The 25,258-nt window shown below is 36.0% G+C and carries 21 protein-coding genes and 1 riboswitch; of the genes, 6 read left to right on the top strand and 15 right to left on the bottom strand.

What is annotated here, in order from left to right; all coding sequences use genetic code 11:
* Positions 1-37: 37 nt before the first annotated feature.
* Positions 38-1,189, bottom strand: coding sequence for an iron-containing alcohol dehydrogenase (locus LWE_RS02890; RefSeq protein ID WP_011701410.1), 1,152 nt, complete (start codon positions 1,187-1,189; stop codon positions 38-40).
* 266 nt (positions 1,190-1,455) lie between these two features.
* Here LWE_RS02890 and LWE_RS02885 point away from each other — a divergent pair, with 266 nt between their 5' ends.
* Positions 1,456-2,184 (top strand): DeoR/GlpR family DNA-binding transcription regulator, encoded by a 729-nt coding sequence (locus LWE_RS02885; protein WP_231845339.1) that lies wholly within the window; start codon positions 1,456-1,458, stop codon positions 2,182-2,184.
* Positions 2,185-2,227: 43 nt separating this feature from the next.
* Here LWE_RS02885 and LWE_RS02880 read toward each other — a convergent pair whose 3' ends face one another.
* Positions 2,228-2,755 carry an HdeD family acid-resistance protein gene (locus LWE_RS02880; RefSeq protein ID WP_011701408.1) on the bottom strand — a complete coding sequence of 176 codons (528 nt, stop codon included), beginning with the start codon at positions 2,753-2,755 and terminating at the stop codon, positions 2,228-2,230.
* A 235-nt stretch (positions 2,756-2,990) separates the two neighbouring features.
* A riboswitch (SAM riboswitch) is annotated at positions 2,991-3,089 on the top strand.
* A gap of 107 nt (positions 3,090-3,196) precedes the next feature.
* Between LWE_RS02880 and LWE_RS02875 the strand changes: the two genes are divergently transcribed.
* Positions 3,197-4,474, top strand: coding sequence for an O-acetylhomoserine aminocarboxypropyltransferase/cysteine synthase family protein (locus LWE_RS02875; RefSeq protein ID WP_011701407.1), 1,278 nt, complete (start codon positions 3,197-3,199; stop codon positions 4,472-4,474).
* A 16-nt stretch (positions 4,475-4,490) separates the two neighbouring features.
* Positions 4,491-5,597 carry a homoserine O-acetyltransferase MetX gene (metX, locus tag LWE_RS02870; protein ID WP_011701406.1) on the top strand — a complete coding sequence of 369 codons (1,107 nt, stop codon included), beginning with the start codon at positions 4,491-4,493 and terminating at the stop codon, positions 5,595-5,597.
* Positions 5,598-5,635: 38 nt separating this feature from the next.
* Here the strand turns inward: metX and LWE_RS02865 are convergent, their stop codons facing one another.
* From LWE_RS02865 to secA2, 11 genes are all read right to left on the bottom strand, one after another.
* The gene (locus LWE_RS02865; RefSeq protein ID WP_011701405.1) at positions 5,636-6,436 is read right to left on the bottom strand and encodes a formate/nitrite transporter family protein; all 801 of its coding nucleotides are present in this window, start codon (positions 6,434-6,436) and stop codon (positions 5,636-5,638) included.
* Between the two features lie 222 nt (positions 6,437-6,658).
* Positions 6,659-7,201, bottom strand: a complete 543-nt coding sequence (locus LWE_RS02860) for a DUF1269 domain-containing protein (protein WP_011701404.1) — start codon at positions 7,199-7,201, stop codon at positions 6,659-6,661.
* A 124-nt stretch (positions 7,202-7,325) separates the two neighbouring features.
* Complete coding sequence (locus LWE_RS02855) at positions 7,326-8,096, bottom strand: DUF1295 domain-containing protein (protein ID WP_077904738.1); 771 nt, start codon at positions 8,094-8,096, stop codon at positions 7,326-7,328.
* Positions 8,096-9,862 (bottom strand): DAK2 domain-containing protein, encoded by a 1,767-nt coding sequence (locus LWE_RS02850; protein WP_077904737.1) that lies wholly within the window; start codon positions 9,860-9,862, stop codon positions 8,096-8,098. Before LWE_RS02850 ends, LWE_RS02855 begins: the two co-directional genes overlap by 1 nt.
* Before the next feature lie 2 nt (positions 9,863-9,864).
* A complete protein-coding gene (locus tag LWE_RS02845) occupies positions 9,865-10,278 on the bottom strand; it encodes a DUF2177 family protein (protein ID WP_011701401.1) in 414 nt (137 codons plus the stop codon).
* A 139-nt stretch (positions 10,279-10,417) separates the two neighbouring features.
* Positions 10,418-11,830 (bottom strand): cryptochrome/photolyase family protein, encoded by a 1,413-nt coding sequence (locus tag LWE_RS02840; protein ID WP_011701400.1) that lies wholly within the window; start codon positions 11,828-11,830, stop codon positions 10,418-10,420.
* Positions 11,831-11,944: 114 nt separating this feature from the next.
* Positions 11,945-14,410, bottom strand: coding sequence for a hypothetical protein (locus LWE_RS02835; protein WP_011701399.1), 2,466 nt, complete (start codon positions 14,408-14,410; stop codon positions 11,945-11,947).
* Positions 14,411-14,427: 17 nt separating this feature from the next.
* Positions 14,428-15,453, bottom strand: a complete 1,026-nt coding sequence (locus LWE_RS02830; protein ID WP_011701398.1) for a DUF916 and DUF3324 domain-containing protein — start codon at positions 15,451-15,453, stop codon at positions 14,428-14,430.
* Positions 15,454-15,517: 64 nt separating this feature from the next.
* On the bottom strand, positions 15,518-16,231 hold the full coding sequence (locus LWE_RS02825; protein ID WP_011701397.1) for a WxL domain-containing protein: 714 nt from the start codon (positions 16,229-16,231) through the stop codon (positions 15,518-15,520).
* Positions 16,232-16,500: 269 nt separating this feature from the next.
* Entirely contained in the window at positions 16,501-17,670 is a 1,170-nt protein-coding gene (locus LWE_RS02820; protein WP_011701396.1) for an AI-2E family transporter, read from the bottom strand.
* A 114-nt stretch (positions 17,671-17,784) separates the two neighbouring features.
* Positions 17,785-20,115 carry an accessory Sec system translocase SecA2 gene (gene secA2, locus LWE_RS02815; RefSeq protein ID WP_011701395.1) on the bottom strand — a complete coding sequence of 777 codons (2,331 nt, stop codon included), beginning with the start codon at positions 20,113-20,115 and terminating at the stop codon, positions 17,785-17,787.
* Between the two features lie 424 nt (positions 20,116-20,539).
* On the opposite strand from secA2, the gene LWE_RS02810 reads away from it, so the two are divergent.
* Both LWE_RS02810 and LWE_RS02805 read left to right on the top strand, forming a co-directional pair.
* On the top strand, positions 20,540-22,108 hold the full coding sequence (locus LWE_RS02810; protein WP_077904705.1) for an invasion associated endopeptidase: 1,569 nt from the start codon (positions 20,540-20,542) through the stop codon (positions 22,106-22,108).
* 87 nt (positions 22,109-22,195) lie between these two features.
* Positions 22,196-23,380, top strand: a complete 1,185-nt coding sequence (locus tag LWE_RS02805) for a class I SAM-dependent rRNA methyltransferase (protein ID WP_011701393.1) — start codon at positions 22,196-22,198, stop codon at positions 23,378-23,380.
* Positions 23,381-23,445: 65 nt separating this feature from the next.
* On the opposite strand, the gene LWE_RS02800 is transcribed toward LWE_RS02805, so the two are convergent.
* Together LWE_RS02800 and LWE_RS02795 are read right to left on the bottom strand one after the other, a co-directional pair.
* A complete protein-coding gene (locus tag LWE_RS02800; RefSeq protein ID WP_041176312.1) occupies positions 23,446-24,099 on the bottom strand; it encodes an alpha/beta hydrolase in 654 nt (217 codons plus the stop codon).
* 24 nt (positions 24,100-24,123) lie between these two features.
* Entirely contained in the window at positions 24,124-24,330 is a 207-nt protein-coding gene (locus LWE_RS02795) for a YdbC family protein (RefSeq protein ID WP_011701391.1), read from the bottom strand.
* A gap of 168 nt (positions 24,331-24,498) precedes the next feature.
* On the opposite strand from LWE_RS02795, the gene LWE_RS02790 reads away from it, so the two are divergent.
* Positions 24,499-25,251: a threonine/serine exporter family protein gene (locus LWE_RS02790; protein WP_011701390.1), complete on the top strand. Its 753-nt coding sequence runs from the start codon at positions 24,499-24,501 to the stop codon at positions 25,249-25,251.
* Positions 25,252-25,258 lie beyond the last annotated feature (7 nt).

The following is a 25,258-nucleotide window of genomic DNA, read 5'->3' as shown; positions in this document are numbered from 1 at the left end:
TATCTAATTTGATTTAGATAGCTTCTTTTTTATTGGATTATAAAATCTCTTTAAACATTGCGATTGTTTCTTCTTTTGTAGGCATAAATGGATTTCCTGGAGCACAGGCATCTTTAAGTGAGTTATCTGCTAATTTATTTAAATCAACTTCTGTTACACCCAGTTCTGATAACTTTTCAGGAATACCTACTTCAATGGATAACTCCCGAATTTTTTTAATTGCATAATCCGCACATTCTTGATTGGATTTATTTGTCACATCCAACCCAATCGCTTTTGCAATTTTGCGGAATTTTTCTGGTACTCGCTTAGCATTTTCACGTTCTACAATTGGTAGAAGCATTGCATTACATACACCATGTGGCAAATCATACACTCCACCAAGTTGATGAGCCATCGCATGTACAAAACCAAGTCCCGCATTATTGAAAGCCATACCTCCTAAGAAAATCGCGTATACCATTTGTTCTCTTGCTTCGATATCGTGGCCATCTTTTACGGCACGAGGTAAATAATTGAAGATTAGCTCAACCGCTGCAACTGCTGTAGCATCGGTTACAGGATATGCACCTGGTGTTACTAATGCTTCAACAGCATGGGTTAGTGCATCCATACCAGTTGCTGCGGTTAATGCTGCCGGTTTGTCCACCATTAATTCTGGATCATTGACAGAAATTCGTGCAAGACTATTTTTATCAACACAAACCATTTTTACACCACGGTCTTCATCTGTAATGACATAATTAATCGTGATTTCAGCAGATGTCCCAGCTGTCGTATTAATTGCAACTACAGGCAATCCTTTTTTCTTAGATTGATGAACGCCTTCATAATCACGCATATCTCCACCATTTGTCGCTAAAATACTAATTCCACTAGCAGCATCTTGAGGCGAGCCACCACCAACAGAAATAATAAAATCACAATTCTCTTTTTTCAAAAATGCTAATCCTTGGTTGACGTTTTCGCATGTTGGATTTGGTTTTACATCATCAAAAATCGAAAATGCGACTCCCGCTTTTTTTAATGGCGCAATTACTTTATCCAAGATTGGGCTACTACTTAAAAACTTATCTGTTACTAAAAGTGCTTTTTTAAATCCTAATTCTTGAATATGTTCACCAATATCCGATATACAACCTCTACCCATTAAATTAACTGCTGGCACATAAAATACTTGTGTTGTCATTTTCTGTTCTCCTCCTATTTGCTCGTATTTTCACAAATCATAGCATTACTTTGAAAACGTTTTCTACTTCTTCATAATAACGACAATTCAAACATAAGTCAACACAAACAAAGCATTAAAATGTTGTTTTATCTTCTTTATACAAAAATGAGTCTGCTTTTCTTTACCAAAATTAAGTGGTTTTATGTTGGATTAAAGGCTATAATAAAAGAAAAATGGCAAAGGAGATGTTTAATATTTTAGCTTTTGAACGTAGAGAAAAAATTATGCATCACTTATACCGTGACAAAAAAGCATTCGTTTCTACTCTTGCTGAAGAATTTAAAGTGACGGAAGAAACAATCAGAAGAGATTTTGAAAAAATGGAAAAAGAAGGTATTGTTACACGTACTTATGGAGGGGCAACTCTGAACCTTCATACGAATGAAGACTTACCTTATCAAACAAGAAATGCTATTAATATAGAAGCTAAAAAGAATATCGCTTCAAAAATGAATGAATTACTTCATGATGGTGATACAATTATGGCTGATACAAGCTCTACTGTATTGGAATCCTTAAAAGAAATTCAACTTCAAAAGAGTAAAATAACATTAATTACTAATTCAATTATCGCTCTACAAGAGTTCTCCAATTCTTCTTTTACAATTATATCTACTGGTGGAGAATTACGCACGAAATCCATGTCACTTGTTGGCACCGTTTCTGCAAGTACAGTGGAACATTATAACGCCGATATTGCCCTTCTTAGTTGTAAGAGCCTTTCTATGACTCATGGTATCACGGATTCTAATGATCCAGAAGGTGATTTAAAGCGAAATATGGCAAAAAAAGCCACCAAGGTGATTCTTCTTGCTGACCATACTAAATTTGATAAAGTTGCTTTTGTAAAAATAATGAATTTCGACCAAATCAATTGTATTATTACTGATCAAAAACCCTCCAAAGAATGGCTAGAATTTTTAACCAGTAAATCAATTGAATTAATTTTTTAAAAAAGCGAAACCAGCCATCAACCGCTGATTTCGCTTTTTTTTCTTAATTATTTTTACCAATAAAGAAGAATGTTGCAATTGCTCCGATACCTTGAACAATAAAGAAAATTGCAACGATAAGTACTATTCCAATTGCTGATATAACTGGATTGAAGAGAGCGATAAATCCAACAATGATACCAATAATACCAACTGTTAGGATCCAACCCCAACCTTGTACATTATTTTGTTTGGCAGTAAACGCGCCAATTGTACGCATAATACCAGCAAACAGTACCCACATACCAAAAAGTAATACAAGTGTTAACGTTCCCTCAAATTCATTAAATAATAGCAAGAAACCTAGTAAGATGGATAAAATTCCGTCAGCTAGTACCCAACCAGAAACATTTTGTGATTTTCTGTCTGAGAAATAAGAGATTGTGTGGAAAATACCAGAAATCAGTAATAAGAATCCAATCATTAATGTCGAGGTTAATAGAGAAATCCCCGGATGGAATAAGAACCAAATTCCAAGTACAATCATTGCAATTCCTGCTAGTAAAACAAGAATTCGTGTAAAAGTCTTCATTTATTATTTCAACTCCCTTTTGTTTGTCCTAATTCAACCCCACTTTTGATGAAATATTATTAGTCTTAACTATAATAACCTAAAAAAAGAAAATTAAAACCCTTTTTGACTTACTTATTTCATTTAAAGGATTATTCGTCACAAAATTTTCATAATATATTTCACAATTTCATTCACATCGATAGTTGACAATTCTTTTCAACCAGCGTATTATATAACTTAATTTAATAGTATTTTCTTATCACGAAAGGTGGAGGGACTGGCCCTTTGAAGCCTTAGCAACCGGAAAATTTTCACGGTGCTAATTCCAGCAGTATATTCTGAAAGATAAGTCGGAAATCCAAGTTTAGGAAATTCTATCCTCTCTGGCGGCTTATATACTGCTAGGGAGGTTTTTTGATTGGATTTACTGATAAATACATATTAAAAGGAGTGGTTTTTATGAGCAATGAGTATCAATTTGAGACAATTCAAGTACATGGTGGACATACACCAGACGGCGATACGCATTCGAGAGCCGTACCGATTTATCAAACAACATCGTATACTTTTGATAGTCCTGAACATGCCGCAGCTTTATTTGGTTTACAAGAAACTGGAAATATTTATACACGTATTATGAATCCTACTACAGCTGTTTTAGAAGAACGATTAACTTTACTTGAGGGCGGTATTGGTGCCGTTGCAACTGCTTCTGGTATGGCCGCTATTACTTATTCTATTTTGAATATTGCGGGGTCAGGTGATCATATTGTTGCAGCCGCAACCCTTTATGGTGGAACCCACACTCTTTTTTCTCATACATTTAAAACATTTGGAATTGATGTTACCTTTGTTGACCCAAATGAACCTGAAAATTTTGAAAAAGCGATTAAAGAAAATACGAAAGCAGTATTCATTGAAACAATTGGAAATCCTGATATTAATATTGTGGATATTGAGAAAGTAGCGGATATTGCGCACGCATCCGATATCCCACTTATTATTGATAATACATTTGCGACCGCTTATTTAAATCGCCCATTTGATTTTGGTGCTGATATTGTCGTTTACTCGGCGACAAAATTTATTGGTGGTCATGGGGTTGCGATTGGCGGGGCGGTCATTGATTCTGGTAAATTTAATTGGGCAAATGGCAAATTTCCAAAGCTAGTTGTGCCGGATGATAGCTACAACGGTTTATCTTATACAAATGATGTTGGTGCGGCGGCTTATATTACCAAACTGCGTGTCTCGCTTCTTCGTGACACTGGTGCTGCCCTTTCCCCTTTCAATGCCTTCTTGCTTATCTTGGGTCTAGAAACATTATCCCTTCGTCTTACGCAACACGTGAAAAATGCCAAACAAGTAGCCAATTTCTTAAATGATCATCCAAAAGTAGCTTGGGTGAACTATCCAGCCTTAAAAGATAATAAATATTACGATTTAGCGCAAAAATATTTACCAAAAGGTCCAGGGTCAATTTTCACTTTTGGAGTAAAAGGTGGTTATGAGGCTGGAAAAAAAGTTATTGAGTCCGTCGAATTATTCTCGCATTTAGCGAATGTTGGTGATGCAAAATCGCTAATTATTCACCCTGCATCCACAACACATCAACAATTAAACGAAGAGCAACAATTAACAGCTGGAGTAAAACCAGAATCTATTCGCTTGTCTATCGGAATCGAAAATGCAGATGATATCATTCAAGATTTGACGAAAGCACTAGAGCAAATTTAGGAGGAAGTGAAGAGAATTGACCTTACAACAAAAAGAACTATTCCAAAAAAGTCCTCTTCTACTTGAAAATGGAGAAACATTGAGTCCTGTTTTAGTTGGTTATGAAACATATGGCAAACTTTCTGAGTCACGCGATAATTGTATTTTGTTAGAGCATGCGCTTACTGGGACGGCTCATGCAGCGAAACATTATGAAGATGATGCGCCTGGTTGGTGGGATGATTATATTGGACCGGGGAAAACGATTGATACAGATAAATATTTCCTTGTCTGTACGAATGTATTTGGCGGCTGTAGTGGTACGACTGGCCCTTCTTCTATTAACCCAAAAACAGGCGAGCCTTTTCGACTGCAATTTCCCGGTTTTTCGATTAAAGATATTATTAAGGTGCAGCGGGAACTTTTGGAACAACTTGGAGTTACTCGGATAGTTTCGGTGATTGGTGGATCGATGGGTGGTATGCAGGCGACAGAATGGGCAATTGATTATGCTGATATAACGGATAGCATTATCAATATTGCCTCCCCGCTTGCTGCTGGGCCAGATGCGATTGGATACAACTTGATTATGCGAATGGCGATTTTGAATGATCCTGATTTCAATGGTGGTAACTATATTGGTCAACCTGAGGGCGGGCTTGCAACTGCGAGAATGGTTGGAATGATGACTTATCGGACAAGTGAACTGTTTTCCAAGCGATTTGAACGTTTCACTGTCGCCGAATCTTCCCCAGCCGCTTTCTCAAAAGAGCATTTTCAAATTGAGTCTTATTTACAATACCAAGGAGATACTTTTGTAGAGCGATTTGATGCGAATAGTTATTTGTATTTAACGAAGGCGATTGATTTATTCGACGTGACTGCACCAACAAAGGATGATTTACCTGCTTTTGCGAAAATAAAAATTCCATATTTGCTCATTGGTATCACTACTGATCAGCTTTTCCGAATTCACGATTTACGACGTGGCTACGCGCTTTTAAAAGATTGGGATGTGCCAGTTACTTACCATGAAGTAGCCTCAGAATACGGTCATGATGCTTTTTTAGTAGAAAAAGAAGTACCGAAATTCGAACCGCTTATTCGTTCATTTTTAAGTAATTTGCCAGTTAAAAGCATATAAAAAAAGTTACCTCGAAAATATCCGAGGTAACTTTTTTATTAGTCTTTATAGATTGATTTCGTTCGATTAAGCCAAGCATAGCCGAGTCCGATGACAAGGCCACCACCTACAAAATTCCCAAGTAAAGCAAGTACTAAATTGACAGTTACATTTCCAACCGTCATGGCAGCAAGTGTTCCGCCAGAAGCGAAAAATGCTAATGAGAATGAAGAAAAGTTGGCGATAACGTGCTCAAATCCTAAGAATGCAAAGATGAAAATAATAAAAATCATCGCAATGACTTTACCAGCGTCATCTTTCATTCGGAGCGTACAAAGCACAGCGGTATTTACAACAATATTGGCGAAAATACCTTCTACAAAAATTTGTAATGGTTCTTTTTCTAATTTACCGCTAACTGCCGTAAACAAGAAATGATCAGCTGGCAGATTATGGAAAACAGAAGTAAGGGAAACTAAATACCCTGCAAGAATTCCTCCAAATAAATTACAAACAACACAAAGCATTAAAATTTGTAATGCTTTTCCAGGTTTAACAATTTTTTGGTAGACACCAGTTGTCATATACATCATGTTCGAAGTTCCAAGCTCAGCATTCATATAAATAATCATTACGAGCGACCAACTAAACATAAATGCATAAGTGATTTTACCAAGGCCTGGTGCGAAATGATCCACTTTATCACCAATCATCACAGCGACCGCAGTCCCTAGCGTTAAGAATAAACATGCTAACATTGCGCGCACAATATAACGAAGAACACTATTATTTACTAAATCAATTTTTTTGCGCGTACTATAATCAATTTTCTGCATTAATGGACTATTTTCAACATCCAAATTATTTCATCTCCAGACAAAAAATTTTCTTGTGAAATTCACAACTTGTTTATTGTAGCATGTTTTTAATTTGATGCAAATAGTTTTCAGAAAATAAAAATGAGTTAAGCGTTACCATCTTGAAAAAAGTTTCTATAAGTCTATTTTATGTTGTTTATTTCCCCTATTCACCCTTATTAAAACAAAAAGAGGACAGATTACTCTGTCCTCGATGAAATGATTTTATTTGTTGAACCAATGTTTTTTCGCGGAATCTTTTGCTTTTCCTTCTGTTTCTTGAGCGCTTTTAATTTCTTGCGCTACGATAGCTTCGTCCATACGTTGAACACGGCCGTGTAGTTCATCCATTGCAACATCATTTACATTCGCTAGTTCTTGCTCTGTAGCGATTAGAATAAGGCCTGTAGAACCTTCAGGAATTGTTTTTAGCGTTCTTTCAAATACAGTTAGTGCATTTTTCACTTCGCCAGCATCTTGCATAGAACCAACGATAGCACCAACCATCCAACCAATTAAAATACCGAATGGTCCGCCTAAAATACCAATTAGCATACCAATAAGGCTGTCTTTCATATTTTTATCGGCACCAGTAAAGTCAAGAAAATCTTGTGCAACAAGTTTGTTGCCTGGCTCATGTTTTACAACTGCCATTTGATAACCGATGATTTTGCGTTCTTCATGTAATCTTTTCATTTCAGAAAATGCTTGATAAGAAATACTTTCCTCATCAAAATTCATAATTAAGACTGTTTTTTCTTTTTTCATCTGTTATACCCCTTCCGCTTATCAAGTATTGTACTTAGGAATGTTTTATCATGCCTATTGCTTATTTTACTCGTTTTAGAAGGCAAATAGCAATTAATAACATTATTGAAATGTAAGTACTATTTTATAAACCTTTTTTTCCTAAAAACGGGAAAAATTTAGATGTTTTATTTGCATAAGCTTTAAAGTCTTCTCTATCTTGATATTTTTTTTCAAGTAAAGGAACTCCTGAAACAAACAATAGCAATAATGTGATTACTACAGGACTAATAATTAACCAAATATCTGTCATTTGCGTTAATGCAACTAAAAATACACCCCACCAACTAAGCGCTTCTCCAAAATAATTTGGATGTCTTGTAGCTGACCAAAAACCGGTTGTCAGTAATTTTCCTTTATTAGCTGGATTTTTTTTGAAGTTTTCGAGTTGACGATCGCCACCAACTTCAAAAATGAAACCAATAATCCAGAGAATAATTCCAAGGATTTGCCACCATGCAAAGTCTACACTTTCATTAGCAAAAGTATGTGTAATTGGTAAAGCAATAATAAACAATAATACCCCTTGTAATACAAATACATTTAAAAAGGCCTTTAAATTAACTAATGTGGTTCCCCATCGTTTGCGCATATTTACATAACGATAATCTTCAGGCTTATTCCAATTTCTACGAGCTAGATGCCAAAATAAACGTACACCCCACAAAGTGACTAAAATAAGAATGGTGATACTTTGGGCAGTGATACTAAACGTAGTTAAAAAACCTGTCCATGCAACCACGACGAATCCTCCGCCCCAAGCAATATCTACTAAGGAATACTTACCTTTCACTTTTGAAATAATAAACCAGAGTACAAAATAAACAAGTAAAGCAAGAGCTACTATCCAGTACATCATATTGTTTCCTCCTCTTTAATGCCAGCGACTGCGACACTTCCCAGTCCGGCGCTAATCGCAATTGCAGCCGAACTATCTACAAGATAGCTATTTCGACCTGTTTCTTTTTCAAGTTGCTTCTGCCAAAGTTTCGCATCATTTATAGAGCAAACATGTGTAACAGCAAGCTCTTTAAGTTGTAGTTTTGTTACTTTTTTAATTATTTTTTTCATACTTTGTTTTTGACTAAAAGATACACCTATTAATTTTCCGTTCCCAGATTCATCTAAGCTAACAATCGGATGTAAAGACAATTTTTGCGCTATCTTTCCTAAAACGCGCGGAATTCTACCGGATTGCACCATGGGCGACAAATCTGCCACTGCCACATAGATAAATGACGATTCAATCAATTGTTTTACCTTTTGCGTCACTTTTTCAAATGATTCACCAATTTCTATTAATTCTACTGCTTGCTTTACTAAAAGCCCTTCAGCAACAGAATTTAATCTTGAATCAATGACTTGTATCCATTTGGAAGATAAGTTACGTCCTTGTATTCGTTGTTTAACTAATTGATACGTTCCACTTAACTTAGATGCGACGGTGATAACTAGTACATGTTCATATTTATTTTCTAAAAATGAGAGTAGCGCATCCACTGACCGTATTGTTGGTTGGGCTGTACTCATTTTCCACTGTTGTTCTAGCTTTTCTTTCATCATTGCTGGTCCGACAGTTAATTTATCAAGAAAACTTTCTTCCCCTGCTAAAATGTTCATTGGCAACACATGCACTTGATGGTCCAGTAAAAATTTTTCTGGTAAATCAGCAATGGAATCTGTTACGATAGCAATTTTTGCGCGAGGTGCTTTTGTTACTTCATATTGAAGTTTCATATCATCTACTTTTTGATAAGTCATCACGCCATATGCAGATAATAAACGTAAAACTTCTTGAGGTTCATTTGTATGAATATGAATTTTAATTTGTTTTTCATTACCTGCAATCACTAGAGAATCACCTTTAGAAGCAAGAACTTCACGTAATGTTTGTTGTGAGATGGACGCTTGTTTGATGATAAATTCGGAACAATAGCGATATAGCGGTTCATTCGTTTCAAAATGGCTAGGTTGAATGATATCTTTCTTTTCCGAAAAACTTACAGGAATCGAAACAGCTTCACCACAATAAGCATTTGTTAAACCAGCAATAAAGTAATAAAAACCTTTAGCGCCCGAATCTACTAAGCGATTTTTCCGTAAAATAGGCATTTGAAATTCTGTATTAATTAACGCCTTCTCAGCCACTACTTGCGCATTTAACAACGATTGTGGAAAAGAACGCTCTTGCTCATATGACCCCGCAAGAGCCTCAGACCAAGCTTTCATCACTGACAAAATGGTACCTTCTTTCGGATCTAGTAAGGCGTCATATGCTTTATGGACCGCTTTTTGAAATGCTTGAACTAATCCTTCAAAAGTTGATTCCAAATGATGATAACTTTCTGCAACCGCAGTTAAGTATTGGGCAAAAATCATCCCAGAATTGCCTCGTGCTCCAATAAGTGCAGCATTTGCAACTTCCTCTAGTAATTCTTTTGTGGAGTATTCCTTTGGCGCAACATTATCAATAATCGCTTGCATTAAAGAAGCCAGATTACTACCAGTATCGCCATCTGCTACTGGAAAAACATTTATTCTATTAAGCTCGTCTTTTTTACTAATAACTTCTGCCGCTCCGTTTAGCATACTTTGTAAAAGACGTCTGCTCTCGGACTCCATCATTATGAACCTGCCCCCGAGAAGAAATGAAGATTAATAAAGTAAACAATGACAGAAGTTACAGTTGTTACTGCTGTTCCCCAAATCAAATCAATTACTGTCATCGTAATTGGCCAATCTTTTAATGTCGCTAAATTGGTTAAATCATACGTAGCATAGCAAACTAATCCAAATAATGCGCCAGCTAAAATCACATAACCTAAGCTACCTTTCTCTGTCCCAGGAAGTAAGACAAAAAAAGTAACTCCCACGACGTAAATTAGATAGAAAATTACTGCTGGAGCAATTCGAACATCTCCCATTAACTCCCCAATAAATTGTTGATACATTTTCTTAGAAGCTACGAGTAACCAAAAAAGGTCAAAAACCAAGAATACTAGCGCACTCGTTAAAAATAGCTTTAAAAATTGTGTCATTGTGAATCCCCCTTATCACTTGATAAGTGAATTTTAACATACCCAAGTTATTACTCCTAGAAGGTTGCTCAAACTCACTCTTATAAACTCTTCCACAAAAAATCAACCATCTAACTAAGTAAATGATTGACTCAATTATTTATATATTTCCCCTGAACTGCTCTTTGCTAAACTCATAACGCGAAATTGCTAATTTTCGGCGCTCTTTATGGTCAACAATTGGCAAAGGATAATCGTCTCCTAAAATTAAATTATGCTCTTTTTGCTGGCTTTCAGACATTTTTTCAGGTTGATGGATAAATTTATCAGGCAAATTCGATAGTTCTTCCACATATTTACGAATAAATTTCCCAGAAGGATCAAACTTTTCTGATTGTGTCGTTGGGTTAAAAATTCTAAAATAAGGTACTGCGTCTGTTCCGGTTGATGCAGCCCATTGCCAACCACTGATATTACTTGCTGGATCATAATCAATCAACATTTGTTGGAAATATTTCTCGCCATAACGCCAATCAATCAGTAAATCTTTAGTCAAAAAGGAAGCCGTAATCATTCTTAGCCTGTTATGCATCCAGCCCGTTTCTTTCAACTGACGCATAGCCGCATCTACGAGAGGATAACCCGTTTTACCTTCTTGCCATTGTTTGAAAAACTCGCGATTATTTTCCCACTCAATAAAACGATAATTTTCTTGAATTGGTTCGTTTTTTTGATTTGGGAAAGAAACATAAATCATGTTATAAAAGTCGCGCCAACATAACTCTTTTTCAAATATTGCTCGGCCTTCTGTGGGTTTTGTTTGTTGCAATGCTTGCCAAACGGTTCTAATCGAAATTTCACCCGTGCGTAAATAACGTGATAAATGACTAGTTTGATCCGAGTCTGGGATATCTCTCGCTTTGGCATATTCTGCTAAATCTCTCTTTATAAAATTTTTTAACCGAGTATTTGCTGCCTCTTCTCCTAACACTTTCAAATCTAGTTCAGGTAAATCTTGAATTAATTTTTCAAACTGTTCTTCGTCATGAGGAAATAACTCTTTTTTTATAATATTTTCTGGCGTTAAAACAGACTTAAATGGCGTTTCTTTTATTTCCTCACGCCATTTTTTATAATAAGGAGTGAAAATTTTATAGTATTCTGTGGATGTTTTTTTTACTTCTTCGGCTGAATGAAGATAGGCATCATGATAAGCATGAACAGTAATATTGTTATATTCAAAAAATGCGCGTGCTGCTTTATCTCTTTTTGCTCCGTATCCTGTTTCATCTTGATTGAAAAACACTTTATCCCATGCTGGAATCGCATCTTTCAGTCGTTTCAAAAGTTCAATTGGTTCGCCAAACATAATTTGTAAATGAGCATTTTTATCTATTTCTTTTTTAAAATTAGCCACGCTCGAAAAAAATGCTTGATGACTAGGACTTCCTGAAATAAATTGTTCTGGGTTAACTTGAAACAACAAAATTAAATCATTCTCTTTACTAGCATGATAGAGGGCTTTATTATCGTTTATTCGAAGATCTCTGCGAAACCACATTACTGAAGTCATTCTTTCCCACCTTTCGCGAATTACTTATGCTTATTATACGAAACGCTTAGCAATTTATAAAAGCAAAGGGCTTATAACACAAAAAAATCTGTTAACTTTTCGCTAACAGATTTTTTATGGAGCGTCGGTTAAAGTCCACTCAATTGTTGTTTCATAATTTTCATCGCTATAAGCTTCAGCTGCATCCGCTTCGATAAGTATACCTTGGTTTGTGTCCCATTCTACCGGAACAATCATATCTTGAGTAACTTGCGATTGAAAAACGGTTGTTGGTTCTGATGAAAGCACTCTTTTCTCGCCATTACTATCAATAAAGATAAGTCCATCTGACAAAATATGAGAAGGATTTGTCGTTGAAGTTAGTGGTGATTTAACAGTTACTGTTACACTGAAGCCATTATCTGCCCCTCTTGAATCAAGAATGGATAAATCAAAGTCTTCCTTTCGTTTAGCGATATTTTTTTGTTTATTTAGTTCTATTGTTTCAAAAGAAATCGTTTCTGGCACATGATTGAATTTTAGTTCTCCTGTTACTTGAATGGTAATTTCTTTTGTTACAGTTCCAATTTGGATAGTAGCTGTATAAGTTCCTGTTTCTTTTTTGAGCGTTGTGCTAGTTACTTTAATTTGAGTTGTTAAGTTTTCACCAGTTTCGGTATTATAAGCTTTTGCACCTGATTTATTTAAAATTAATTGTTGTAAATCTGTATCATTAAGATCTATGATGTCTTTTACATTTACAGCAAAATCTTCTGCTCGTAGCGCTATATCATTTTGTATTTCAGTCATATCATCTTTGATAAAAACCGGTACGCGGATGTCAGCGTAGTTATGTGCTTTGTCTTCTAAACGAACAATTGCTTCTGCTGGACCAAAAACATTTGTATCTGGTTCATTCAGAATAGTTATAGTGACTCCTTCACCCGCCGTTCCATCTGAGTGATCAGTAATGTTTGTAACTAATTTATATGCATCTGGGATTGAATCCCCTATATTTAATACTTGCGGGATAGCATCTCCCCGTGGAGGAGTCACGTCTTTTACATTTACAGAATCTAATATAATCCGTTTTTGATCTTGTGTAATCGTTGTGGCTAGATCAGTATAGGGTTTAATAAAACCGTCTGGGATAGCAATTCGATAAACACCAGTACCATCTGCTTGCCCATTTAAGAGCTTGTTTTCACCATTTTCTGTATACGTAATCGTAATAAAAGCATTTGGAGTCGCTGTCCCTGTAATTTCACTATCTGCATCTGTCACCGGATTAATCGTTCCCTCAAGACGCCCCATCGCAATCATACGCGCTGTATTTTGATTAAAATTAGTTGGAGTCATTCCTGCATTAGTAGCCAGAATCTTTGTCGTTGTTCCAGTATACGTTAAACTCCCAGTAACATTTTCTCCAGTTGGCAAACTAAAAATTTGTGCCGGTGCATCTGTCCGATCAAATGCTCCAGTTGTATCCCAGTAATTCACCAATTGCGCCTCTAAATTAAATGTATTCGCATAAGGCCAATAAAACATTGGTGTATTCGTATTCGTTGCAACTAAAAAACTTAGCGGATCTTGAACCTCTAACTTCGCAGTTCCATTATAAAATTGAATAACATAGCCAGTTCCACCTGTTTTATTCAAAATTAAACGAGCATTGGGACTGACGGTAATATCATCTGCGGACCAAAGAAGCGGATTTCCACCGGCTGTTTTTGTCATTGTCACATCTGCACCTTCAGCAATTTTAACTGCACCACCTGGGTTATCTCGAAAAATATTATTGTTAGATGTAATAGTTAGTTTTGCATTCTTTTTTACATCAATATCTATTGGTTTTACGCCTGAACGATAAAACATCCCTGTCCCATTAGAATTGACACTAACATCTGCCCCTTCTTCTACTGTAAAAGTGTTCACTTCAGAAGTCCCGCTACCAAACCAAAAAGTACTATTTGCATTAGGACTTGCATGGTCGATATTCAGCTTTCCAGACACATTCACACCTTTGATTTCGGCTACTTCATTTGGTGTTGCAGAACCAGTCACTACAGATGCAATCCTTACATCATTTGTCCCTTTAAAATTGGCTGTTCCATTCAAATTATAAATCATTTGCGGACCTTGATAACGGATATTTTCATAGTTTTGTACCACATTTTTTGCAGCGCCATAAACGGAAATCGTACCATAATAATTTTTTCCGATAATATTTAAATCTTTGAGTGTTGTTTCTTTTGCGCCAGTATTTGTATTTACAGTGATAACACTACTTTGCGCACCAGATGAGGCCATTGTTTCTGTTAATGTGTGAATGACACCTGTTGCAGGATCCTTCCCAGATAAGGTAAAAGTTTTCTTGGAATCTGGTATTATTATTCCTCCTGACAACTCAACATCCGCGCCTAAATAAACTGTATCAATTCCATTATTTTCGGAAATTGCTTGTTTTAATTCTGCAAAGTTGGTTACTACTGCTTCATTTGATTCTAAATTAACATTTCCAGTTTCTGCTTGGGCAACTATTTTAACACTTAGAAAAAGAGCTACCATGGTCAATATAAGTATTATTTTTTTAAAGGCCAATGTGCTAGCTCCTTTCTTTATTTTTCTTTGTTTTTTCTTCGTTTTCTAATGACTAAAATAATAATTAATACTATAAGGAAAGCTCCTGCAGCAATCGCCACATACAACCAACCGTTATTTTGTTTTAAATTTACTGCGTCTTTATTTAAATCTTGACCTTCTTTACCTATCGTGAATGCTTCATCCCATTCCCATGTCTCGACGCCATTCGTCGCAGTCATTTTTAAACGATATTTTCCTTCTTTTAGTGGTTTGTTTTTCCAATCAATACCAAAATTAAAATTTGAATTTGGAGCCACTATCATATCTGCTTTTTTCGTTTGGTAAAGCATTTTATCCGAATTTTGTTGATAAACTTTCGCATCAATGCTTAAATTTTTAATAATGACAGGTTGATCATTTTGTAATTTAGCAACTACTGTGGTGTGGTAATTAACGAGTGCTGGTTTGACACTTAATAAGTTCATATGCGGGGTAACTTGTTTGTCGGTTTCAGTTAATTGCATACCAACAATATAGGAATATTCATTTTTAAGAGAGATACCTTTTGTTTGTTTATTTTCTGTTGTATTTTTCTTTTTAAATTGCACAGCACCAAGTATCACGCCATCTACTGATTCACTTGGCATTTCAATCGTAACTTTTACTGTTTTTTTACCGTTAATTGGTATCGTTAGGTGTTTTTGATCGTCCGGTATTTTAGCAATGCTTGGTAAAGGATATTTGAGACTTTTGTCTTTTTTCGTCAAATCATTTTTAGTATAATCGATAACTCCCGTTTGGTTAGTTGACGCATAGTTAACTGATGCTTCAACTTGGATTTCTTCATTTGAGCTATTCATTACCTCAATTTCTACAGTTTGTTTTTGTTTAGGCTTCATTTTTAAATCAAAGTAAGTTTGTTTTTTATCCACTTGATTCGCGGGAATATTAGCTTGAACAGAAAAGCCTACGTCTCCTTCTGCCGCTTTTGCTTCTGTAATACCGCAGAAAATAACTAAAAAAGAAACCCCGAACAATACACTAAGAAAACTTTTTTTCAATTAAACCTTCCTTTCTTTAATAAAAATTTTGCGTTTAGAAATAAACTTTCTAAACGCAAATTTTTTAAACTCCAGGCGCGTCAGATAATGTCCATGTAATCGTTGCTTCATGGTCGCCAAGTGTTGCGCTTCCTGCTGGTATCGTCAATTTCACATTGTCGTTTAAGCTGGCAGTATCATTCGGATTAGCTCCAAACCAACGATTGATCCATGTTCCCATACCTTCCGATTCTTTAGCAGAAACTACATTTACAATAGAAGTTCCATCTGTTGGTAACTCTACTGTTTGAACAGCTTTAGGAGATGTTGCTGTTGTACTAGTTGAGGCTGTTTCACCGTTTTTAAATGATAGTTCGGCTCCTGAAAGAGATGCTGTTCCTTCTTCATTTTTGAATGCAGATGCAGTTGCAGTGACCTTCCAGCCAGCTCCTGTTCCTCGGCGGTCAGATACTTGAATAAACGGTTTTCTTGCTGTTGAGGAATAGCTTTCTTCCTTAGAAGATACTTCATGCTCTCCAAAATTAACAGAAGAGACATAATCCAGTGTCAGTGAACCAGTATTTCCAGTCCCAGGATTTGTTGGATTACTTGGATCTGTTGGCTCAATTGGTTTCGACGGATCTTCTGGATCAACTGGGTTTACAATTCCAGTACCTGCCTTGAATTTAATAGAAGCTTTTGAATCCCCCTCGGAAGTTACAGCAAAAGCTGATGGTGCAAAAAGTGTGACTGAACTTATGCTAATTAATCCTACTATTAAAGTTTTTTTGAAAATCATTTTCTTTCTCCTTTCATCATGCAATGTTTTTATATTATGATGAAAGAGAGTCGAATTCAATGTACAATTTATGAAAAATAGTAAAATTTATCACTTTAATAACTTTGCAACGTAATAATTATTACATAAAACAGCTCTGTTGCAATGATAAGATTGTAAAGAGAAATTTTGTGTCTTTTTTGTGAACTTTTTTATTCAACCCCATAATATACAAAAAAGCTCTATTCGATAGAAATGAATCATTTTCTATCGAATAGAGCTTAAATTAGTCATTCTTTTTCTTCTGGAGGGGTGACAACATACTCACTTTCAGGTTGTTCGCCGTATAAGCCAGAAACTCGTTTGAACCATATAAATACATGGGTAACAATAACTTTGAGCACCGCATATCCAGGAACTGCAAAGATAACTCCTAATACACCGAAAAGATTTCCAGCTACCAAAATAACAAATAAAATCGTGATTGGATGTACTTTGAGTGTTTTACCCATTACTTGTGGTGAAATAAATTTACCTTCTAGTAATTGCACCACACACCATACAATAATTAATTTAATTAATAACCATGGTGATGTTACAATCGCGATAATAATAGCTGGTGTAATTGCAATTGCAGGCCCTAAGTAAGGAACAATACTAGTACACGCTGCTATAATCGCAAGTGTTAATGCATATGGTAAGCCGATAATTAAATAACCAATAAATAGCAAAATACCTATACATAAACTAACGATAATTTGACCACGAATATAAGAACTAATTTGGTGGTTTGCTTCACCAAGTACTTGACGAGTATGTGCACGACCATTTACAGGTAACATTTTTAAAAGAAAGTCTGGCAATTTCTTCCCATCTTTTAATAAGTAGAATAATACAAGCGGGGTAGTTACAATTGCTAAAACTACTTCGGTTACAGTTCCAACAATATTACCAATACTTGAAATAGCGCTATTAACTACAGAAGTTCCTTTTGTCGAAATTGTTTTCATAATATCGCTCATATTCGTACTCAGTTTGTCTTTTAGTTGGTCAAAAAGGCTTGATCGACTAAATTCATTGAACCTTTGTGTGATTTGATCCCAGTAACCTGGGAACGATTTGAACAAGCTAACAATTTGATCTTTTACAGCTGGTATGACGAAACTAAATAGTAGAATAATTAAGCCAATAATTACTATATATAGCAAGGCAATTGCCCAGCCACGTTTCCACTTTTTCTTCTCTAACCAATCAATTATTGGATTAAATAAGTAATAAGAAATCCCTGCCAAGATAATTGGCGCAGCAACTGTTTTAAGAATGACCATTAGCGGATCAAAAATAAAGGATATCTTCGTTAAAACATAAATATCAAGTGCTACTAATAGAAAAATTAATAGACCTAACACAAACTTATTTTCAATAAAAAATTGCTTAAATTTTGTTAATGACCCTTTCACTGTCCCACCCTCTTTTTTTATTTATTTTTCTTTAGTTACTATTATATAGGTTAATACCCCAGTTCTCACTATTTTACCCATAAAATCGAAAAAAATCAGGCGCAAGTTGTAATCTTATCCTTGCACCAATCCATCTGGATCAAGTTCGAGCAACGCATGCGCGAAATAAAAATGATAATCAGCTTGGAATTTTTCAAATAATTGAGCTCCCTCTTTTTGATACATCACAAGGGGATCCTGCTGCCCATAAGCGCGTAAATGGATCCCTTCCCGTAGTTGTACCATTGCATCGAGGTGCATAACCCACATCTGGTCCATCAAGTTCAAATACACTTCTTTTTCAATGGCTGTTATAGTTTCAATTGGGAACTTATCACGTTCTTTTTTGTGCCAAGTAACAATTTTTTCTACTACTTCTGCTGGTTCCATTAAAGATACTTCATCAAAGGAAACAGGGAATTTTGTCCCGCCAAGCAATTCTTTTTGACGAGCATAATATTTCTCTAGTTTTTCTTGTTCAATATCTACTGGATGAATAAAGGCATATTCCGCAACTTCACGAAGAATTTTCTCAGAGGAAACGCCGAGTTTATTTCTCTCTAGTAGTAAATCACGTTCTTTATAGACCATCTTCCGTTGTAAATCAATTACTTCATCATAAGAAAGTAAATCTTTACGAATGTCGTAATTGGCACCTTCAAGCCGTTTTTGAGCGTTAACGACAACCGCATGAATTTTACTCGAATTAACAGGCTTTCCATCTCGTGGTGCTTTTCGTTTTAGTTTTACAGAGAGCTTTTCCCAGCTTTTACTTTCAAATTGTTCTAATAAATCATCCTCTAAAGAAATCATAAATTTACTAAAACCTGGATCTCCACGTCTACCTGAACGTCCCATCAACTGCAAATCAATACGACGGCTTTCATGGCGTTCAGTACCAATTACTGCAAGTCCACCAAGTTTATGAACATCCGGATCTAATTTAATATCCGTTCCACGACCTGCCATGTTTGTAGCCAAGGTAACCATGCCACGTTTACCAGCTTTTGCAATTATTTCTGCTTCCTGAGCATGATTTTTGGCATTTAAAACTTGATGTGGAATTCCTGCCGCATCAAGCAAGCCGCTAATCCATTCATTGCTCTTTATGGAGGAAGTTCCGATTAAAGTGGGTTGACCTTTTTCATAGCGCCATGATACTTCATAAACAATCGCTCGACCTTTTTCTTTTTTTGTATAAAAAATATCATCTGGCACATCTTCACGATTAATTCGTAAATTCGTTGGGATAACAACAACATCCATATTATAAATTTGACGAAATTCTTCTTCTTCTGTTTTGGCAGTTCCTGTCATCCCGGAAATCTTTTTATACATCCGGAAGTAGTTTTGGATAGTGATTGTCGCAAGCGTTCGTGACTCTTCTTTTACTTCGACCTCTTCTTTCGCTTCAATTGCTTGATGAAGTCCATCATTAAAACGGCGACCTGGAAGCGCGCGACCAGTATGCGGATCGATAATTAACACTTCATCATCCAGAACAACATAGTCTTTATCTTTGTGCATTAAAAAGTGTGCACGCATCAAAAGCATCGTAATTCGAAGTTCAGCTTGCCCTTCCGCAGAATAAAGTGACTCTACACCCCAAAATTTCTGTGCTTTTTCAATTCCTGCATCGTTTAACCAAACAAAACGTTTATGTTCTTCAATCTCATATTCATCTTTCAGCATAGTTTTCACAAGCTTATTCGCTGTTTGATAAAGAGATAAATCTTCTTCTTTCCGATCAGAAATAAGCAGAGGTGTTCTAGCTTCGTCAATTAAAATAGAATCCGCTTCATCAATCAAAACAAAATCCAGTCCGCTTTGTACTTTATCTTCTTTTTGGCGCACCATATTATCACGTAAATAATCAAATCCAAATTCAGAAGCAGTTCCATAAATGACATCTGCTGTGTAAATTGCTTTCTTTTGGTCTTTATCTAAATCAGATTCATTTAGTGCTACAGAAATCCCTAGATACTCTAAAACTTGACCAATTTCTTCGCGGTCCCGTCTTGCTAAATATTCATTTGCTGTTACAAGGTGGACACGGTTTCCGCGCATTACTTCAATAAACATCACAAATAAAGACATTAATGTTTTACCTTCACCGGTTTTCATTTCTGCCACTTTACCATCACCAAGAACAAGCGCACCAATTAATTGAACGACTACTGCATCTAGTCCGATAATTCGACTTGCAGCTTCTCTTGCTAATGCGAAAATATTAATTTTGTCTCGTTCGGACATTTCTTTTGTTTTGAACTTTTCACGCCAATAATTAGTTTGTTCGCGAAGTTCATCTTGATCCATATTTTTATATAAGCCTTCTTTTTTTACGATTTGGCGGGCAATTTCACGATATTGTTTTACAATTTTACGGTCATCAAAGTTTTGTTTCATTATATAACATCCTCCATACCTTCTATTATAGAATACCATAAAGTCATCTGGCAATTCATTTCAAGTGAGTAAAAGTGGAAAAACTACCTTTTTTTATATTACAAATGTATTAAATTTTTCTATTAACGAAAAACAATAGGTTTCCCATAGCGAAAGTTATTGCCTATTGTTCATTCTTTCCTTGCAACCCAAAGGACTCCCCGAGAGTACATCCCAAGGCCTAGGAATGGACGTTCGCTTTTTTATTATTACAAAAATGTTACAAATGGTTGGTATAGTCCTCTGGCTAAATATCCCCCACCTTTTCTAAGTTTGTTTTTTAGGTAAAAACTGGGTAAACTTAGTATTAATCACTATAAAATTAATTCTCAAATACTTAATGTTGTACTGGGATTTTCTGAAAAAAGAGAGGAGTTTTATGAATATGAAAAAAGCAACTATCGCGGCTACAGCCGGGATTGCGGTTACAGCATTTGCTGCACCAACTATCGCATCCGCAAGCACTGTAGTAGTTGAAGCTGGAGATACTCTTTGGGGTATTGCTCAAAGTAAAGGGACAACTGTTGACGCACTTAAAAAAGCAAACAATCTAACATCTGATAAAATCGTACCTGGTCAAAAATTACAAGTAACTGAGGTAGCTAGCGAAAAAACAGAGAAATCTGTTAGCGCTACTTGGTTAAATGTTCGTTCTGGTGCTGGAGTTGACAATAGTATTGTTACTTCCCTAAAAGGCGGTACAAAAGTAACTGTCGAAGCAGCTGAATCCAATGGCTGGAATAAAATTTCTTATGGCGAAGGAAAAACTGGTTATGTTAATGGCAAATACTTAGGTGATGCTGTGACAAGTGCTCCTGTTGCTAAACAAGAAGTAAAACAAGAAACGACAAAACAAACTGCACCTGCTGCAGAAACTAAAACAGAAGTGAAACAATCAACACCTGCCCCTACTGCTCCAAAAGCAGCGGAAACTAAAACAGCACCAGTAGTAGATACTAATGCTACTACTCATACTGTAAAAAGCGGTGACACAATTTGGGCGTTATCCGTTAAATACGGCGCTTCAGTTCAAGATTTAATGTCATGGAATAATTTATCTTCTTCTTCTATTTATGTAGGACAAAAAATTGCTGTTAAACAAAGCGCTGCTAAAACTGCTGCTCCAAAAGCAGAAGTGAAAACAGAAGCTCCAGCAGTTGAAAAAGAAACTTCTACTCCAGTGGTAAAAGAAAATACAAATACTACAGTGAAAAAAGAAGTAACTACACAAACACAAACAAACACTACTAAAGCGCCTGCTCAAGCTGCAAAACCAGCTCCGGCTCCAGCGCCTGCACCAACAGTTAACACAAATGCATCTACTTATACTGTAAAAAGTGGTGATTCTCTAAGTAAGATTGCTAACACATTTGGAACAAGCGTTTCCAAAATCAAAGCACTTAATAACTTAACTAGCGATAATCTACAAGTTGGAACTGTGTTAAAAGTGAAAGGTACTGTACCAACTACTAACACAAACAATAACAGTAATACAACTGCACCAACAACAAATACAAGCAACAACAATACTAGCTCTAATACAAGTACTCCTTCAAAAAACACAAACACAAATACTAACCAAGGTTCAAGCAACAGCGCAAGTGCAAGTGCTCTTATAGCTGAAGCTCAAAAACATCTTGGAAAAGCTTATTCATGGGGCGGAAACGGACCAACTACATTTGATTGTTCTGGTTTCACTTCTTATGTTTTTGCTAAATCTGGTATTTCTCTTCCTCGTACATCTGGCGCGCAATATGCTAGTACATCAAGAATCTCTGAATCTCAAGCAAAACCTGGTGATTTAGTATTCTTTGATTATGGTAGCGGAATTGCTCACGTTGGTATCTATGTAGGAAATGGTCAAATGATTAACGCACAAGACAATGGCGTTAAATACGATAATATCCACGGTTCAGGCTGGGGTAAATATCTAGTTGGCTTTGGTCGTGTATAATTAATAATTTAAATGAACCTGTGGAGCAGGAAGTTCGCTTCACAGGTTTTTTGATGGACATTTTATCTTAATGAAAGACGGTGCATGATGAATAATTCGATTAAAGTAAAGGTGTTTCCAAAATTCACAAAAGGATATAAAGAAGGTTATCCTCTCATTCTTAAAGAACGGATGGAAAAATGGCCTAAGGAAATCCAAGAAGGCGATATAGTAGATTTAATTGATACTAATGGTCATTTTATTGCTCGTGGTTATCATGGCAAACAAAATAAAGGAGACGGTTGGCTTTTTACGTGGGATAAAAAAGTAGAACTTGATGAAACTTTTTTCACCAATTTAATTACTGCCGCTATGGAAAAACGCCAATTCCTATTTGCTGATGAATCTACTAACGCTTTTCGAATTTTTAATGGGGAAGGCGATGGTTTTGGCGGATTTACTGCGGATTACTATGACGGATTTCTTGTCATTCAGTGGTATAGTGTCAGCGTCTATTCATTCCAGAAAATGATTCTTGAAATCTTCTTATCCTTACCAGAAATCAAAGGAATATACGAAAAAAGACGTTTTCAAGAAGACAAACAAGATGATTTCGTCGCTGGTAAAGAAGCAACATTCCCTCTTATTATTAAAGAAAATGGGATAAATTATGCAACTTACTTAGATGATGGTTGGATGACTGGTATTTTCCTTGATCAACGTGATGTCAGAAGACGAATTAGTGAAGACTATGCCGTTTCCAAAAATGTTCTCAATACTTTTTCTTACACTGGCGCTTTTTCTGTAGCAGCACTATTCGGTGGCGCTAGTAAAACAACAAGTGTGGATGTTGCTGGGCGTTCGTTAAGCAAAACAAAAGAGCAGCTAGAAGTAAATGGACTTGATCCTAGCGAGCAAGCTATTATTGTAGAAGATGTTTTTCATTATTTTAAATATGCAGCACGAAAACAATTAACATTTGATTTAGTTGTCGTTGATCCACCAAGCTTCGCGCGCACAAAAAAAGTAACCTTTCGTGCAGCGAAAGATTACCCAGCTATGCTTCGTGAAATTATTGATATTACTGCGCCAAACGGTACAATCATTGCTTCTACAAACTACGCAGGATTTGGGATGAAAGCTTTTAAAAAATTAATTGCAGAAGCTTTTCAAACAAGCGATCGTACGTATAAAATCGTTGAAACACATTCACTTCCTGCTGATTTTACAGTAAATAAAAACTTTCCTGAAGGGAATTATTTAAAAGTACTTTTTCTTACTTTAGATATTTAAAAAAAGTGTGTCAATTTGCTCTCGCTCATTGGCACACTTTTTTTATCAGCGGAAAAATCACTGCGCTATTTTTTTACAGGTTGATTTGGTAAAAAGCTTTCAAACCAATCATATAAGTCATCTTCTTCTGCTTCGTTTATATTATGTCCAATGAAATAGCTATGTTTTTCAACTTTGCAACCCATTTTTTCAAAGAATTTAGCAATTTCATCCGCTTCAGCTATTTGAATAACAGCATCTTCTAAACCATGGCCAATAAAGATTGGTTTATCTTTTAACATTAAATTGACAGGTCTTTCGGATAAATAATGCGGCATACGACCACTTAAGATTGCCGCTGCTTTGTACCGACCTCCGTAACTGTGCATAATGGAAGTAGTAAGTACGGCACCTTGATCAAAACCAGCTAGAAAAATTTGCTTTGCATCAATTGAATCATACTTCTTACACACATTATTGATAAATTCTGCTACTCGTAAGCTTGTATAATCAACCTCATGCGCATTTGGATCACCTTCCGTTACCATGTGATAGAACCCAAAACTTGGGCCATATTCCACATCTCCACGCATGGAAACAACAACAAATCGATCCATTAACAATTCTAAACGTCCAGCCATATCCAGCTCATCGCCGCCAAAGCCATGAAGTGCAAAAATTACTGGAAAAATTTTGCCTTCTTTTCTCCCAATTGGTTCATAAATATCGTAAGCGTACATTCTCATTATATCCACCAGCCCTTACTATAACAGTTTTTTTAATACTTCTGCTTCCTCATCAGTTAATGTAATACCTTTACCCATTTTTTCATGATCTTCTGACCAGTCGCGGATATCATATTTAGGTGGGCGTCCATTCCAGCTTATTTTGTTTAATTCTTTTCGCCAGCCACGCGCATTTTCGGATAAAACCCCAATTTCTTCGATGATTTCGTATTCAATATTTGCCAAAACAATCCTGATCCTTTCTGATTGATTCTTTATCTATCATACTAACAAATATTTACCCCAAATCCTATCTAAACAATCGTGAATTCAAAAAAAAGCCCTTCCTACTAGAATTTTTGTTTTGATTGCGTTACGATTGATAGGTAGTTATGGGGACGGAGGTGCTTAGTAGTGTCGAATGAAACAACAGATTACTTGCTCGAAACTTGCTTAATGGCAGGTAAAATAATGATGGAGAGCGGCGCTGAAATGTATCGTGTAGAAGATACAATGAACCGCATCGCAACCATCGCCAGTAATAAAAAAGGAATTAGTTTTGTTACGCCAACTGGGATTTTTATGTCTTTAGAAGGTGAGCGTAATGTGCAATTACAGCAAATCCCGACAAGAACGATTAATTTAGAAAAAGTATCGATGGTCAATGAATTTTCTAGAGATTTCGCCGAAAAGAGAATTTCCTTGAAAGAATTACATACAAAACTTGTTAATTTAGATAAAGATGTTCGTTACTTCCCTATTTGGTTGCAAATAATTGCAGCTTCACTTGTTAGTGGATCATTGATGGTCATTTTTGGTGGGGGCTGGTTTGATTTTATTCCAACTTGCATCATTGGAGCTATTGGCTTTATCATTTTTTATTATACGCAGATTTTTATGAAGGTGAAATTTTTGGCTGAATTTTTAGCTTCATTGAGTGTTGGACTTTTAGCTGTAATAACTATTTCCATTGGTTGGGGTATAAATTTAGACACAATGATTATTGGTGGCGTGATGCCGCTTGTTCCCGGTGTACCAATTACGAATGCGGTGCGGGATTTGATTGCTGGGCATTTGCTTAGTGGAATGGCACGCGGAACGGAAGCGCTACTTACTTCTTGTGCAATAGGAATTGGAATCGCGGTTGTGTTCCGCTTTTTCTTATAAAGGAGGC

The organism is Listeria welshimeri serovar 6b str. SLCC5334 (genome assembly GCF_000060285.1).
Taxonomy (GTDB): domain Bacteria; phylum Bacillota; class Bacilli; order Lactobacillales; family Listeriaceae; genus Listeria; species Listeria welshimeri.
The sequence above is the reverse complement of the archived record's forward strand: the minus strand, read 5'-3'. Positions and strand labels throughout refer to the sequence as shown.